This is a genomic window from Bradyrhizobium yuanmingense, from assembly GCF_025200905.1.
Classification (GTDB): domain Bacteria; phylum Pseudomonadota; class Alphaproteobacteria; order Rhizobiales; family Xanthobacteraceae; genus Bradyrhizobium; species Bradyrhizobium yuanmingense.
The window spans coordinates 6,547,390-6,563,027 of sequence record NZ_CP104173.1 but is presented as its reverse complement, the minus strand read 5'-3'; the positions used below and the strand labels follow the sequence as shown (position 1 = coordinate 6,563,027).

The following is a 15,638-nucleotide window of genomic DNA, read 5'->3' as shown; positions in this document are numbered from 1 at the left end:
GCGATAGATGTCGCGCGAACACTTCTGGTTCTTCCATCCGTTCCGGGTGCGCTATTCCGAGATCGACGGCCAGGGCGTCGTCTTCAACGCGCATTATTTGACCTATTTCGACACTACCATCACCGAATATTTCCGCGCGCTCGGCTTCGACCAATATGCGGATGCAAAGGCGAGCGGCATCGATTTCCACGTCGTCAAATCGCTGATCGAGTACAAGGCGCCTGTTAGGTTCGACTGGGAGCTCGACGTCGGCGCGCGCGTGGCGCGGATCGGCAATTCGAGCCTCCTGTTCGAGCTCGCCATCTTCCGGAAGGGCGGCACTGAGGCGCTGGTAACCGGCGAGATCGTCTGGGTCTACACGGACCAGAACACCCATCGTCCGGTCACGATCCCGGCATCAATGCGGGCACTGATCGCGACGCGAGAACGCCATCTTTCGGCGTGAAGCCGCTCACACCGGCAGAAACCGCTTCAATGCCGGCATGAAGAAGATGCCGAGATTGATCGCAAAGCCGATGCTCCAGAGGATCGAGCGCAGCGTCGGGCGGTTGCCGAGATACGTCAGCACATAGGCAATCCGCACGATCAGGAACAGCGCCGCGAGCTCGTCGATCAGCCGCTGCGGCGCTTCCCTGTATTCGGCGAGCAGCACCGCGAACGCAAAGAACGGAAACGTCTCGATGCCGTTCTGGTGCGCGCCGAGCGCGCGTTGCGACAGGGCGTCCTCATAGAAGGCGGGGTCGCGCGGCCGGGAATTGTCGAAGCGGCGAAACCTGATCCATTTGACCGTGACGATCGTCGACAGATAGAGCAGCAGCGCCCCGAAGACGCACCATTCCGCGAGTGTCATCCTGCCTCCCCCCGCTTGGGTGCGACCCTAGCGAACCCCGGCTCATCTTGACAAGTTCGGACCAACGCGCGACCCAACCAGTCATGAACAGCGTCCTCCCCCTCGAGACCGCGAAACCGGCCACCCGATCCGCCCTACCGCGCGTCGGCGTGCTCCTGATCAATCTCGGAACGCCCGATACGGCCGATGCTCCGGGCGTGCGGATCTACCTCAAGGAGTTCCTCAGCGACGCCCGCGTCATCGAGGACCAGGGCCTGATCTGGAAACTGGTGCTGAACGGGATCATTCTGCGCAGCCGTCCGCGCACCAAGGCGCTCGACTACCAGAAGATCTGGAACAATGAGCGGAACGAGTCGCCGCTGAAAACCATCACGCGCTCGCAAAGCGACAAGCTCGCGGCCGCCTTGTCGGACCGCGACAACGTCGTCGTGGATTGGGCGATGCGCTACGGCAATCCGTCGATCAAGTCGGGCATCGACGCGCTGATCGCGAAGGGCTGCGAGCGTATCCTGGCCGTGCCGCTCTATCCGCAATATTCGGCCTCGACCTCGGCGACCGTCTGCGACGAAGTCTTCCGCGTGCTCGCGCAGCTGCGGAACCAGCCGACTCTGCGGGTGACGCCGCCCTACTATGACGACAAAGCCTATATCGAGGCGCTCGCCGCCTCGATCGAGGGCCATCTGGCGACGCTGTCCTTCAAGCCGGAGCTGATCGTGGCATCCTTCCACGGCATGCCGAAAGCCTATGTCGACAAGGGCGATCCCTATCAGCAGCACTGCATCGCGACGACCGAGGCGCTGCGCCGCCGGCTCGGCATGGACGAGACCAAGCTGCTGCTGACCTTCCAGTCGCGCTTCGGCAACGACGAGTGGCTGCAGCCCTATACCGACAAGACCATGGAGCGGCTTGCCAAAGAGGGCGTGCGCCGCATCGCAGTGGTGACGCCGGGCTTTTCCGCCGACTGCCTGGAGACGCTGGAGGAGATCGCGCAGGAGAACGCGGAGATCTTCAAGCACAATGGCGGCGAGCAGTTTTCCGCGATCCCCTGCCTCAACGACAGCGGACCGGGCATGAACGTGATCCGCACCCTGGTGCTGCGCGAGCTCCAGGGCTGGATCTGATGGGCATCCCATGAACCGCCGCCGGTGCCTGGCGCTTCTTGGGATGCTCGCGGCGCTGCCGGCCCCGGCCCTGGCGCAGCAGCCGAACGCGACACGGCGGCTCGGCGTGCTCTCGGTCACGGCTGCTGATGATGCGATCGGCCAGACGCGCAGCATGGCCCTGGTCGAAGCGCTCGCCGGCCAAGGCTGGAAGGAGCGCGACAATCTCAAGATCGATTGGCGCAACGGCGGCGGCGAGCGCGCCCGCATCGCGCAGTTCGCCGACGAGCTGATCGCGCTCAAGCCCGACATCCTGCTTGCGGTCGGCACACCCTCGGTCGAAGAGCTGCGCCGGCGCACCACGACGATCCCGATCGTGTTCGCCGTCGTCACCGATCCCGTCAGCCAGGGTTTTGTCGAAAACCTCGCGCATCCCGGCGGCAACCTCACCGGCTTTACCGATTACGACGGTCCGCTCGCCGGCAAATGGCTGGAGATGCTGACGCAGGTCACGCCGAAGGTGTCCCGCGCTGCGGTCGTCTTCAATCCCGCCACCGCGCCGTTCGCGCCACTGATGTTGCGCGCCATCGAGGACGCCGCACGGACGCTGCGCCTGACGGTCGAGCCCGCGCCCGTCCATGACGCCGTCTCGATCGGGGCGCTGGCTTCCAGGCAAGACGGCGCCATCCTGGTCCTGCCGGACTTCTTCACCATGGCCAACCGCGCGCAACTGCTCTCGGCGATCGCACAGGCGCGTGTACCCGCGGTATTCTGGAGCCGGACGTTCGTCGATGAGGGTGGGCTGATGTCCTACAGCACCGACAGCGTCGAGCAGCTTCGCCGCGCCGCGGACTATATCGATCGGATCCTGAAGGGCGCACGGCCGGCCGACCTGCCGGTGCAGAATCCCACCAAGTTCGAGCTGGTGATCAACCTGAAGGCGGCGAGAGCGCTCGGCATCACGCTTTCCCCGGGCCTGCTTGCAATTGCGAATGACGTGATCGAATGAACCCGTCCGTGACGGACGCCTCGCCCGAATTCGCTAATTTCCGCTGCTAGAGCATGATCCGGAAAAGTGTGAAGCGGTTTTCCGAAAAGATCATGCTCAAACAATAACCTAAAGTGCGATGACGATTCATCCTGATCGCATCGCGCTTTAGGCCTGCGCCCGCGCGCTTTCAAGAGCCTGTCGCAAATACATATCGCGACCGTTCTCTTGCTGTGTGTCTTGTGTGGAATTGCTCCGATACCGACGTGAATTGCGACCGCTGAACCGGTAGGATCGTGATCCCGACCAATGACAGCGCCGGAAAGGGCTTTTTCCTGACGTCTTGTCCCGGCTTGGAGGAGATATGAGCGGCTTCGACATTTTCGCGATTGTTCTGGTTTTGCTCGTCATCGTCACGCTGGTCGCCGGCGTGAAGACGGTGCCGCAGGGCTATGACTGGACCATCGAGCGGTTCGGCAAATACACCCAGACGCTGAGCCCCGGGCTCAATTTGATCGTGCCCTATTTCGATCGCGTCGGGCGCAAGATCAACATGATGGAGCAGGTGATCGACATTCCCGAGCAGGAGGTGATCACCAAGGACAACGCCACGGTGACGGTGGACGGCGTCGCCTTCTATCAGGTGTTCGATGCCGCCAAGGCGAGCTACGAGGTCGCCAACCTGAACCAGGGGATCACGGTGCTGACCATGACCAACATCCGCTCGGTGATGGGCTCGATGGACCTCGACCAGGTGCTGTCGCACCGCGACGAAATCAACGAGCGCCTGCTCCGCGTGGTCGACGCCGCGGTCTCGCCCTGGGGCGTCAAGGTCAACCGCATCGAGATCAAGGACATCGTGCCGCCCGCCGACCTGGTCGAAGCCATGGGGCGGCAGATGAAGGCCGAGCGGGTCAAGCGCGCCGACATTCTCGCGGCCGAAGGCCAACGCCAGTCCGAGATCCTGCGCGCCGAGGGCGCCAAGCAGGGCCAGATCCTCCAGGCGGAAGGCCGCCGCGAGGCCGCCTTCCGCGATGCCGAGGCGCGCGAGCGGTCGGCGGAAGCCGAGGCCAAGGCCACGCAAATGGTCAGCGAGGCCATCGCCAAGGGCGATGTCGCTGCGCTAAACTATTTTATCGCCGACAAGTATATCAAGGCATTCGGGCAACTGGCCGACTCGCCGAACCAGAAGGTCATCATGCTTCCGGTCGAAGCGATGAGCATGCTGGGCTCGCTCGCCGGCATCGGCGAAATTGCGAAGGCCACGTTCGGGGAGAGCGCGGTGGCCGCGGCCCGCCGCGGCGGCTCGGTACCGTCGTCGGGCCCGACACCGCCGTTCGTGCCGCAGCAGTAACGGGACTATTCACAGAGGTCGTGTCATGACCGACATGTTCGTATCGCTCGGCAACTGGAACTGGCTGATCCTCGGCTTCATCCTGATGGCGTTGGAGGTGCTGGCGCCCGGCATCTTCCTGTTCTGGCTCGGGCTCGCTGCGCTGCTGGTCGGCCTGATCTCGTTCGCGGCGGCGATCTCCTGGCAGGTCCAGCTCGTGATGTTCGCGATCTTTGCCGCCGCTGCCGTGCCGGTCTGGCGCCGCCTCGCCAAGCCGAAGCCGGACGCCAGCGCCAGTCCGTTCCTCAACAAGCGCAGCGAAGCCCTGCTCGGCCGCGAGTTCACGCTGGAGAAGCCGATCATCGACGGCACCGGCACCGTGCGCATCGGCGACACGGTATGGCGCGTGGCTGGGCCCGATACGCCGGCCGGCACGCGGGTGAAGGTGGTACAGGTCGACGGCGCCAACCTGACGGTCGCCGCGGCGTGAGGACTTTTCCCCTCTCCCCTTGCGGGAGAGGGTGGCTCGCCGCAAAGCGGCGAGACGGGTGAGGGGTGTCTCTCCGCGATAGCTAAGCTGAGTTCGTGGAGAGAGACCCCTCATCCGGCGCTTCGCGCCACCTTCTCCCACAAGGGGAGAAGGAACACCAGCGCGTGGCAACGAGTGATGCTCACCTTCTCCATCGCTCCGCAAACCTGTGCAGTGGCATGAAGGTCTCGCACAATTCCCGGCCCAGCGGTGTCAGTCCGTAACCTCCGCCGTCGCCCAGCTCCACGAAGCCCGCCTCGCGCAGCTCGGTCAGCCGGGCCTGCAGCACTGTGGGCGAGGCCTCGTCGCAGGCGCTGCGCAGGGCGCGCGAGGTGAGGGGCTCTCCGCGCAACTCCCACAAGATCCGCAAGGCCCAGCGCCGGCCGAGCAGGTCGAGCAAAGCCATGATCGGCCGTCCGGTGCGCGAGCCGCGGACGCGGCGTTCTGCTGTTGTCGCCCGTTTCGCCATGGTCACCTCTTGCGTCATGCTACGGATAATGTAGCGTAGCGCTACGGTAAATGTAGCAACGGAAATCGCTCATGTCCCAGGCCTCACCGCGCATCGCCCCGCTCTCGCCGCCTTATCCCCTGGGCATCCAGGCGCAGTTCGACCGCATCATGCGCGGTGCGCCGCCGCTGGTGCTGTTCCGGGTGATGGCGGGCCATGACCGCGCCTGGGACAAGTTTCGCGCGGGCGGGCTGCTTGATCCGGGGCCGCTCTCGCTGCGGCAGCGTGAGATCGTCATCGACCGCACCTGCGCGCTGAACGGATGCGAATACGAATGGGGCGTGCATGTCGCGATCTTCGCCGGGCCGGCGAAGCTCACCGCGGAGGAGGTGCGCGCCACGGTGCTGGGTGATGCGAATTCGGCCCTTTGGTCGCCGGCCGAACAGGCGCTGATCGCAGCCGTCGACGCGCTGCATCATCGCGCGACGTTGAGCGACGATGAATTCGCCGCGCTCTCCGCGCATCACGACGAGGCGCAGATCCTGGAAATCATGCTGCTGTGCGGCTTCTATCGCACGGTGTCGTATTTGGCGAACGGGCTGCGCTTGCCGCTGGAGGAGAACGCGGCGCGGTTTCCGGCGCCGCTCTAGCGGCCGTCATTGCGAGGAGCGTCTCATCCTTACCGTCATTCCGGGGCGCGCGAAGCGCGAGCCCGGAATCCATCGGGCAGCGACCTCGGGGTGAAATGGATTCCGGGTTCGCGCCAAGTGGCGCGCCCCGGAATGACGGGTGAAGCGGGCTGCGCGCCCTACGCCACGCCCGCGCGCAGCAGATCGTGCAGATGCACGATCCCCACCACCTTGCCAGCTTCCGTCACCAGCAGCGAGGTGATCTTGCGGGTGTTCAGCACCTCGATCATCTCGGTCGCGAGCATCGAAGGCGGCACGGTCTTGGGCTGCTTCGTCATGATCTCGTCGACGGTCACCGTCAGCAGATCGGGCCGCATGTGGCGGCGCAGATCGCCGTCGGTGATGATGCCGACGGCCTCGCCCGCATCGTTAACGATGCAGACGCAGCCGAGCCCCTTCGCCGACATCTCGACCACGGCTTCCGACATCTCGGTGCCGAGCGGCTTGAGCGGAATCTCAGCGCCCGTGCGCATGTAGTCGCGGACGAATTTCAGCATCGCGCCCAGCTTGCCGCCGGGGTGGAAATGCGCGAACTCCAGCGCGGTGAAGCCGCGTCCCTCCAGCAGCGCGATCGCGAGCGCGTCGCCGATCGCGGCCTGCATCAGCGTCGAGGTGGTCGGCGCCAGATTGTGCGGGCAGGCCTCGCGCGCCTTGGGCAGCTCGATCACGAGGTCGGCGGCCTGGCCGAGCGAGGACGACGCGCTCGAGGTCACCGCGATCATGGGGATCGCAAAGCGCGCCGAATAGTTCACGAGGTTCTTCATCTCCGGCTGCTCGCCGGACCAGGACAGCGCCAGGATGACGTCGTCGGGCGTGATCATGCCGAGGTCGCCATGACCGGCTTCGGCGGCGTGCACGAAGAAGGAAGGCGTGCCGGTCGAGGCCAGCGTCGCGGCGATCTTGCGGCCCATATGGCCTGACTTGCCGAGCCCGGTGACGATGACGCGGCCCTTGGCATTGCGGATCAGCTCGACCGCCTTGGCGAACGGCTCGCCCAGCGGGCCGCGCAGCGCGCTAGCGAGCGCATTGATGCCGCCGCTCTCCGTCTCCAGCGTGCGGAGCGCGGATTCGACGCTATCGGGAATGGAGCCGGATGATTGGGTCATCAGCGGTTTCGAGCTCGGCATGGTCGGGTCCAGGGAGGAGGGGCGTTCGCCCATTGGCGCCTGCTTAGCACGCCCCGATCAGCGAGGCGACGCGCGGCCGGATGCCCTCAACCGGTCATTAACCATAATTGTTTTAACTCCATTAACGATGGTTCTCGCCAGTCGGCGGGGATGATCGAGAAAGTGTTTGATTTCGTTGGGGTAATTCCATCGTGGGGTCGTCTCCAGGCAGGGGCCGGAGCAAGGTCGCGCATTTCCTGCGCGCCTCTTTGCCGTGCCTCGCGCTGACCACCCTCGCAAGCGGCCCGGCGGCGGCCCAGGGGCTCACGCCCGACCTGTTCAATCCCAACCGCGGCGCCTTCGCCTCGCCTGAGACGCTGCCGACCCGCCGCACCGCCGGCGTACCCCAGGCGCCCTCCGATGCCTTGCCGAAACTGCCTGATCCCAACGCCGACCCGCGCCAGCGCCAGCAGGCGCCGGCGAGCTCGCGTGTCGGTCAGGTCCCGACCTACGGCCTGCCGGCCGCCACCGGCGCGAGCGGCTCCGGCTACGACTCGCTCAACCGCAAGCGCCAGCAGCCCAAGCTCTATCCGGGCCAGCCGAAGCCGAAGCGCGCCGCCGGTCCCGGCTCACCGCCGCCGCCCGCAACGCCGGCCACGACGCTGGGCCCGCCGCGCATCGCGCCACCGCCCTCCGAGACCGCGCACAAGGTCCCGGTGCCGGCGGCGATGGCGGGCAACGTGCCCGGCCAGCCGCTGCGCCGCCGCCTCAGGGCCGATGACGATCCGTTCGGCGCGGTCGGCGATTACGCCGGCAGCTTCCTGATCAAGGGCGGGCTCGAACTCTCCGCCGGCTACGACAGCAATCCGACGCGCCTCAACAGGCCCGTCGGCTCGCCGGCCTATGTCATCGCGCCCGATCTGCTCGTGGTGTCGGATTGGGAGCGCCACGCGCTGGTCGCCGATCTGCGTGGCTCGTTCTCGGGCTACACCAAGGACATGCCGGCGACGATCAACGGCTTGGCCTCGCCGTCGCCGGTCGAGGCCAATCGTCCCGATTTCAACGGCCATGTCGATGGCCGCCTCGACGTCACCCGCGATTTCAAGCTGACCTCGCAGCTGCGCCTGCGGCTCGCCACCGACAATCCTGGCAGCCCCAACGTGCAGGCCGGCCTGCAGAGATATCCGGTCTACGCCGCCTATGGCACGACGCTCGGCTTCGACCAGACCTTCAACCGCTTCCAGGTCGCGGCCGGCGCCACCATCGATCGCACCGCCTACACCGATTCCAAGCTCACCGACGGCTCGACCTTCAGCAACGACGACCGCAACTTCAACCAATATGGCGGCGTCGGCCGCTTCTCCTACGACCTCAAGCCCGGCCTAAAACCCTTCGTCGAGATCCAGGGCGATACCCGCGTCCACGACCAGGCTTCCGACCGCAACGGCTATTTCCGCGATTCCAACGGCGGCTATGCCAAGGTCGGCTCGTCCTTCGAGTTCTCGCGCATCCTCACCGGCGAGATCTCGGTCGGCTATTCCGCGCGCAGCTACACCGATCCGCGCCTCAGCCAGCTCGCAGGGTTTCTGACCACGGGCTCGCTGATCTGGAGCGCCAGCGGCCTCACCACGGTGAAGTTCTTCACCGACACGCAGATATCGGAGACCACGGTCCCCGGCTCATCCGGCGTCCTGGTGCGCACTTACTCCGCCCAAGTCGACCACGACTTCCGCCGCTGGCTCACCGCGGTCGGCAAGTTCACCTACGGCACGCTCGACTACCAGGGCCAGAACCGCAACGACAAGACCTACTCGTTCGAAAGCAATTTGATCTACAAGCTCAACCGCAACATCTGGGTCAAGGGCACGCTGCGCCACGACATCCTGAATTCGAGCCAGCCGGGCTCGAGCTCGCAGGGCACGGTGGTGCTGCTCGGGGTGAGGCTGCAGAATTGAGGCGCTTGTTAGCGCGTCGCACGAGACGAAGCCGAAAGGCGCGGCTCTCTCCAATTGTCATTCCGGGGCGCGCCACTTGGCGCGAGCCCGGAATCCATCGGGCGTCTGGGTTGGTGATGAATGGATTCTCAGGTGCGCAATTGCGCACCATAGCTCGCGCTTCGCGCGCCCCGGAATGACATCTCAGCGCGGCAAATCCGTCTTCCCCATAAGGAACGTATCGATCGACCGCGCGCACAGCCGGCCCTCGCGGATCGCCCACACGACGAGCGATTGCCCACGCCGCATGTCGCCGGCGGTGAACACGTTGGGGCGCGAGGTCTGGTAGTCCAGCGTGTTGGCCTTGACGTTGCCGCGCGGGTCGAGCTCGACCGCGAGCAGCTTGAGCAGGCCCTCGTGCACGGGATGGACGAAGCCCATCGCGAGCAGGACCAGCTCGGCATCGAGCTCGAACTCGGTGCCGGCAATCGGCTTGAACTTGTCGTCGACGCGGACGCAGTGCAGCTTCTTGACCTGGCCGTTCTCGCCCGAGAACTTCTGGGTCAGCACGGCGTATTCGCGCACCGCGCCTTCGGCCTGGCTCGAGGAGGTCCGCATCTTCAGCGGCCAGTTCGGCCAGGTCAGGCCCTTGTTCTCGCGCTCAGGGGGAGCGGGCATGATCTCGAGCTGCGTCACCGAGAGCGCGCCCTGGCGCAGCGAGGTGCCGATGCAGTCGCTTCCGGTGTCGCCGCCGCCGATGACGACGACATGCTTGCCGCCGGCCAGGATCTCCTGGACGCCGCCGAGCGGCTCCTCGGAGACGCGGCGGTTCTGCTGCGGGAGGAAGTCCATGGCGTAGTGGATGCCGGCGAGCTCGCGGCCGGGGATCGGCAGGTCGCGCGGGGCTTCCGCACCGCCGGTCAGCGCCACGGCGTCGTACTCGTTGAGCATCTCGCGCGGATCGACGTTGCCCTCAGCGCCGACATGGCTGTTGTAGTGGAAGGTGACGCCTTCAGCTTCCATCTGCGCCACGCGGCGGTCAATGACGCCCTTCTCCATCTTGAAGTCGGGGATGCCGTAGCGCAGCAGGCCGCCGGCCTTGGCGTACTTCTCGTAGAGGTGGACGTCGTGGCCGGCGCGCGCCAGCTGCTGCGCACAGGCCATGCCGGCCGGACCCGAGCCGATCACCGCGACTTTCTTGCCGGTCTTCACAGTCGCGACTTCCGGCTGGAGCCAGCCATTGTCCCAGGCGCGATCGACGATCGCGCATTCGATGGTCTTGATGGTGACGGGGTTGTCGTCGATGTTGAGCGTGCAGGACGCCTCGCACGGCGCCGGGCAAATGCGCCCCGTGAACTCCGGGAAATTGTTGGTCGAATGCAGGTTGCGCGAGGCTTCTTCCCAATTGCCCTGGTAGACGAGGTCGTTCCAGTCGGGAATCTGGTTGTTGACCGGACAGCCCGGCGTGCCCGGCGCGACCGAGCCGGTGCCGTGGCAATAGGGAATGCCGCAATTCATGCAGCGCGCGGCCTGGTCGCGCACCTCCTTCTCGGAGAGCGGAACGACGAATTCCTTGTAATGCTTCACGCGCTCGGCGACCGGGGTGTACTTGCGGTCGTGCCGTTCGATTTCCAGAAAACCCGTGATCTTGCCCATTAAACCCGAAGTCCCTGCCGCTTAAATTCGTCTTGTTGTTTCCTCACCGTCATTGCGAGGAGCGAAGCGACGAAGCAATCCAGTCTTTTTTCCGCGGAGAGATTCTGGATTGCTCCGCTTCGCTCGCAATGACGAGGTGTAATGCCTTACGCCCCGATCGCGATTTTCGGCTCGGCGTCCGCGTTGGCCGCCATCTCGCGCAGCGCGCGCCGGTACTCGACCGGCATCACCTTGCGGAATTTGGGCAGCCAGTCCTTCCAATTGGCAAGGATGTCGGCGGCGCGCTTGGAGCCGGTGGCTTTGGCGTGGCGCGAGATCAGGACGTGCAGCCGCTCGACGTCGGAGGCGAGCAGGTTCCTGAACACGTCGACCCGGCCATGCGCCTCGAGGTCGCCGGCATGGTGATAGGTGCCGGCGTTGATCAGCTCCTCCGACAGCACCGGCTCGAGCTCGACCATGCTGAGGTTGCACAGCTTGTCGAAGTCGCCGGCCTCGTCGAGCACGTAGGCGATACCGCCGGACATGCCGGCCGCGAAGTTGCGCCCGGTCTTGCCGAGCACGACCACGATGCCGCCGGTCATGTATTCGCAGCAATGATCGCCCGCGCCCTCGACCACGGCGACCGCGCCCGAGTTACGCACGGCAAAACGCTCGCCGGCGATGCCACGGAAGTAGCACTCGCCCTCGATCGCGCCGTACATCACGGTGTTGCCGACGATGATGCTCTCTTCCGGCACGATGGCCGAGTTCCTCGGCGGCTTGACGATGATCTTGCCGCCCGAGAGGCCCTTGCCGACATAGTCGTTACCCTCACCTTCGAGCTCGAAGGTGACGCCGTGGGCGAGCCAGGCGCCGAAGGCCTGGCCCGCGGTGCCCTTGAGGCTGACATGGATGGTGTCGTGCGGCAGGCCGGCATGGCCGTAGATCTTGGCCACCGCGCCGGACAGCATCGCGCCTGCGGAGCGGTTGGTGCTGTTGATGGCGGCCTCGATCTTCACCGGCGCGCCGCGATCGAGCGCTGCCTGCGCCTTCTCGATCAGCGTGCGGTCGAGCACCGCCTCCAGATGATGGTTCTGGCGCTCGGAGTGATAGATCTTCTGGCCCTTCTCTTCCTTCTGCTTGACGAAGAGCTTGGAGAAGTCGAGCCCCTTGGCCTTCCAATGCGCGACCAGCTTGGTCTGGTCGAGCAGCTGCACCTGGCCGACCATCTCGTTGAAGGTGCGGAAGCCGAGCGAAGCCATGATCTCGCGGACTTCCTCGGCGACGAAGAAGAAGTAGTTGATCACGTGCTCGGGCTGGCCGGTGAAGCGCTTGCGCAGGACAGGGTCCTGGGTCGCGACGCCGACCGGGCAGGTGTTGAGATGGCACTTGCGCATCATGATGCAGCCGGCCGCAATCAGCGGCGCGGTGGCGAAGCCGAACTCGTCGGCGCCCAGCAGCGCGCCGATCACGACGTCACGGCCGGTGCGGAAGCCGCCGTCGACCTGGACCACGATGCGGCTGCGCAGCCGCTCGCGCACCAGGGTCTGGTGGGTTTCGGCGAGCCCGATTTCCCACGGCGATCCCGCATGCTTGATCGAGGTCAGCGGCGAAGCACCCGTGCCGCCCTCGAAGCCCGCGATGGTGACATGGTCGGCGCGCGCCTTGGCAACGCCCGCGGCCACAGTGCCGACGCCGATCTCCGAGACGAGCTTGACCGAGACGTCGCCGGTCGGGTTGACGTTCTTGAGGTCGTAGATGAGCTGCGCCAGGTCCTCGATCGAGTAGATGTCGTGGTGCGGCGGCGGCGAGATCAGGCCGACGCCCGGCGTCGAGTGCCGGACTCTTGCGATGGTCGCGTCGACCTTGTGGCCGGGCAGCTGGCCACCTTCGCCGGGCTTGGCACCCTGCGCCATCTTGATCTGCATCATGTCGGAGTTGACGAGATACTCCGTCGTGACGCCGAAGCGGCCCGAGGCGACCTGCTTGATCGCCGAACGCATGGAATCGCCGTTCGGCATCGGCTTGAAGCGGTCGGCTTCCTCGCCGCCTTCGCCGGTGTTCGACTTGCCGCCGATCCGGTTCATGGCGATCGCGAGCGTGGTGTGCGCCTCGCGCGAGATCGAGCCGAAGCTCATCGCACCGGTGGCGAAACGCTTGACGATCTCCTTGGCCGGCTCGACCTGGTCGAGCGGGATCGGCTTGCGCTTTTCTTCCTCCGCGTTCTTGATCCGGAACAGGCCGCGCAGCGTCAACAGGCGCTCCGACTGCTCGTTCAGGATCTTGGCGAAGGCGCGGTAGCGCTCCTGCGAATTGCCGCGCGCGGCGTGCTGCAGCAGCGACACCGACTCCGCGGTCCAGGCATGGTCCTCGCCGCGGCTGCGATAGGCATATTCGCCGCCGACATCGAGCGCGGTCTTGTAGACCTGCGCCTCGCCGAACGCGTCGGCATGACGGCGCACGGCTTCCTCGGCGATCTCGCCAAGGCCGACGCCCTCGACGCGGGTGTGCGTGCCGGCGAAGAACTTGGCGACGAAGTCGGCCTTGAGGCCGACCGCGTCGAAGATCTGCGCGCCGCAATAGGACTGATAGGTCGAGATGCCCATCTTGGACATCACCTTGAGCAGGCCCTTGCCGATCGACTTGATGTAGCGCTTGACGATCTCATAGTCGTCGAGCGAGCCGGGCAGGCGGTCCTTCATCGCGGTGATGGTCTCGAACGCGAGGTACGGATTGATCGCTTCGGCGCCGTAGCCGGCAAGGCAGGCGAAGTGATGCACTTCGCGCGGCTCGCCGGATTCGACGACGAGGCCGACCGAGGTGCGCAGGCCGGTGCGGATCAGGTGATGATGCACGGCGGCGCAGGCCAGCAGCGATGGGATCGGCACGCGGTCGGTGCCGACCATGCGGTCGGACAGGATGATGATGTTGACGCCCTCGCGCACCGCGCTTTCGGCGCGCGCGCAGAGCTCGTCGAGCACCTGGTCCATGCCCGCCGCGCCGAGGCCGGCGTGGAAGGTGGTGTCCAGCGTGCGCGACTTGAAGTGCGACTCCGCCACCTCCGAGATCGAGCGGATCTTTTCCAGGTCCGCGTCGGTCAGGATCGGCTGGCGCACTTCGAGGCGCTTGGTCGTGGCCATGCCCTGCAGGTCGAACAGGTTCGGCCGCGGCCCGATGATCGAGACGAGGCTCATCACCAGCTCTTCGCGGATCGGGTCGATCGGCGGGTTGGTGACCTGCGCGAAGTTCTGCTTGAAGTAGGTGAACAGCGGCTTGGCCTTGTCCGACAGCGCCGAAATCGGCGTGTCGTTGCCCATCGAGCCCGCGGCTTCTTCGCCCGTGGCCGCCATCGGCGTCATCAGAAGGGTGATGTCTTCCTGGCTGTAGCCGAACGCCTGCTGGCGGTCGAGCAGCGACAGGTTTGAGCGCACGCCCGTGGTCGGCACCTTCGGCAGGTCTTCCAGCACGATCTGGGTCCGCTCCAGCCACTCCTTGTAGGGATGGCTGGCGGCGAGCGAAGCCTTGATCTCGTCGTCCGGGATTAGGCGGCCTTGCTCGAGGTCGACCAGCAGCATCTTGCCCGGCTGCAGCCGCCACTTGGTGATGATCTGGTCCTCTGGGATCGTCAGCACGCCCATCTCGGACGCCATGACGATGCGATCGTCCTTGGTGACGAGATAGCGGGCGGGCCGGAGGCCGTTGCGGTCGAGCGTGGCGCCGATCTGGCGGCCGTCGGTGAAGGCGATCGCGGCCGGGCCGTCCCACGGCTCCATCAGCGCGGCATGATATTCGTAGAAGGCGCGGCGCTTCTCATCCATCAAGGGATTGCCGGCCCACGCCTCCGGAATCATCATCATCACGGCGTGCGGCAGCGAGTAGCCGCCCTGCACCAGGAATTCGAGCGCGTTGTCGAAGCAGGCGGTGTCCGACTGTCCCTCATAGGAGATCGGCCAGAGCCGGTTGATGTCCTTGCCGTAGAGCTCGGAGCTGACCGAGGCCTGGCGTGCCGCCATCCAGTTGACGTTGCCGCGCAGCGTGTTGATCTCGCCGTTATGCGCGATCATGCGGTAGGGATGCGCCAGCGACCAGGCCGGGAAGGTGTTGGTCGAGAAGCGCTGATGCACGAGCGCCAGCGCGCTCTCGAAGTCAGCCTCGTGCAGATCGGGATAGTACTTGCCGAGCTGGTCGGCGAGGAACATGCCCTTGTAGATCACGGTGCGGCAGGACATCGAGCACGGGTAATAGCCGGCAAGGCCGCGGTCGCGGCGCTGGTAGATCGCCTGCGAGATCGACTTGCGCAGGATGTAGAGCCGGCGCTCGAACTCGTCCTCGGTCTTGGCGGTGCCGTTGCGGCCGATGAACACCTGCATGCAGGCGGGCTCGGTCGGCTTCACGGTGACGCCCAGCGAGGAATTGTCGGTCGGCACGTCGCGCCAGCCGAGCAAGGTCAGACCCTCTTCCTTGATCTGGTCGGCGACGATGCTCTTGATCACGTTGCGCCAGGCGGTGTCGCGCGGCATGAACAACGCGCCGATGGCGTATTCGCCGGGCGCCGGCAACTTGAAGCCGAGTTCGGAGGCCTTACGGCTGAAGAAGGCGTGCGGGATCTGCACCAGAATGCCGGCGCCGTCACCCGCGCGCGGGTCGGCGCCGACGGCGCCGCGATGCTCGAGGTTGCAGAGGATGCTCAGCGCGTCCGAGACGATCTCGTGCGACTTCTTGCCCTTGATGTTGGCGATGAAGCCGACGCCGCAAGAGTCCTTCTCCAGGCTCGGATCGTACAGGCCTTCGGCTTTGGGGCGCGAATTGTGCTCTTGAATCGGTGAGGTGATCGGATCGGTCGTTTTCGAGGCGACCGTCGCCGACAGCTCTTCTGCCACGATGTTTGCGCGCTCGAATTGCGACCCGTTCATTGTTCCTGTCCTCTCCATGCGGCAAGCTGCCTCACCGCCATCTTCGGCGCACCTTGGGCGTCCCGCGGCACCCGCTCCTGGGCCACCGCTCGTCCTCTGCGAGCCGCATTTTC

Annotated in this window: 12 protein-coding genes; 7 read left to right on the top strand and 5 right to left on the bottom strand. The window is 65.6% G+C overall.

Features of this window, described 5'->3' with window-relative positions; genetic code table 11:
- Positions 1–7: 7 nt before the first annotated feature.
- Positions 8–445: an acyl-CoA thioesterase gene (locus N2605_RS30395; RefSeq protein WP_035997736.1), complete on the top strand. Its 438-nt coding sequence runs from the start codon at positions 8–10 to the stop codon at positions 443–445.
- Between the two features lie 6 nt (positions 446–451).
- On the opposite strand, the gene N2605_RS30390 is transcribed toward N2605_RS30395, so the two are convergent.
- Positions 452–850, bottom strand: coding sequence for an MAPEG family protein (locus N2605_RS30390; RefSeq protein WP_035997738.1), 399 nt, complete (start codon positions 848–850; stop codon positions 452–454).
- Positions 851–933: 83 nt separating this feature from the next.
- Here N2605_RS30390 and hemH point away from each other — a divergent pair, with 83 nt between their 5' ends.
- The 4 genes from hemH to N2605_RS30370 all read left to right on the top strand — a co-directional run bounded on the left by hemH (position 934) and on the right by N2605_RS30370 (position 4,761).
- A complete protein-coding gene (hemH, locus tag N2605_RS30385; RefSeq protein ID WP_225185236.1) occupies positions 934–1,971 on the top strand; it encodes a ferrochelatase in 1,038 nt (345 codons plus the stop codon).
- A gap of 10 nt (positions 1,972–1,981) precedes the next feature.
- Entirely contained in the window at positions 1,982–2,959 is a 978-nt protein-coding gene (locus tag N2605_RS30380; protein WP_225149306.1) for an ABC transporter substrate-binding protein, read from the top strand.
- A gap of 343 nt (positions 2,960–3,302) precedes the next feature.
- Entirely contained in the window at positions 3,303–4,292 is a 990-nt protein-coding gene (locus N2605_RS30375; RefSeq protein ID WP_057028214.1) for an SPFH domain-containing protein, read from the top strand.
- A gap of 25 nt (positions 4,293–4,317) precedes the next feature.
- Complete coding sequence (locus tag N2605_RS30370) at positions 4,318–4,761, top strand: NfeD family protein (RefSeq protein ID WP_225149305.1); 444 nt, start codon at positions 4,318–4,320, stop codon at positions 4,759–4,761.
- Between the two features lie 181 nt (positions 4,762–4,942).
- Here the strand turns inward: N2605_RS30370 and N2605_RS30365 are convergent, their stop codons facing one another.
- Positions 4,943–5,269, bottom strand: a complete 327-nt coding sequence (locus N2605_RS30365; protein WP_035997791.1) for a winged helix-turn-helix transcriptional regulator — start codon at positions 5,267–5,269, stop codon at positions 4,943–4,945.
- Positions 5,270–5,340: 71 nt separating this feature from the next.
- Between N2605_RS30365 and N2605_RS30360 the strand changes: the two genes are divergently transcribed.
- Complete coding sequence (locus N2605_RS30360; RefSeq protein ID WP_036021381.1) at positions 5,341–5,898, top strand: carboxymuconolactone decarboxylase family protein; 558 nt, start codon at positions 5,341–5,343, stop codon at positions 5,896–5,898.
- A 158-nt stretch (positions 5,899–6,056) separates the two neighbouring features.
- On the opposite strand, the gene N2605_RS30355 is transcribed toward N2605_RS30360, so the two are convergent.
- Positions 6,057–7,064, bottom strand: a complete 1,008-nt coding sequence (locus N2605_RS30355) for a KpsF/GutQ family sugar-phosphate isomerase (protein ID WP_036021423.1) — start codon at positions 7,062–7,064, stop codon at positions 6,057–6,059.
- Positions 7,065–7,255: 191 nt separating this feature from the next.
- Between N2605_RS30355 and N2605_RS30350 the strand changes: the two genes are divergently transcribed.
- On the top strand, positions 7,256–8,998 hold the full coding sequence (locus N2605_RS30350; RefSeq protein ID WP_036021389.1) for an outer membrane beta-barrel protein: 1,743 nt from the start codon (positions 7,256–7,258) through the stop codon (positions 8,996–8,998).
- Positions 8,999–9,181: 183 nt separating this feature from the next.
- On the opposite strand, the gene N2605_RS30345 is transcribed toward N2605_RS30350, so the two are convergent.
- Together N2605_RS30345 and gltB are read right to left on the bottom strand one after the other, a co-directional pair.
- The gene (locus tag N2605_RS30345) at positions 9,182–10,633 is read right to left on the bottom strand and encodes a glutamate synthase subunit beta (protein ID WP_225139351.1); all 1,452 of its coding nucleotides are present in this window, start codon (positions 10,631–10,633) and stop codon (positions 9,182–9,184) included.
- 146 nt (positions 10,634–10,779) lie between these two features.
- Complete coding sequence (gene gltB / locus N2605_RS30340; RefSeq protein ID WP_225187875.1) at positions 10,780–15,525, bottom strand: glutamate synthase large subunit; 4,746 nt, start codon at positions 15,523–15,525, stop codon at positions 10,780–10,782.
- Positions 15,526–15,638: the final 113 nt, after the last annotated feature.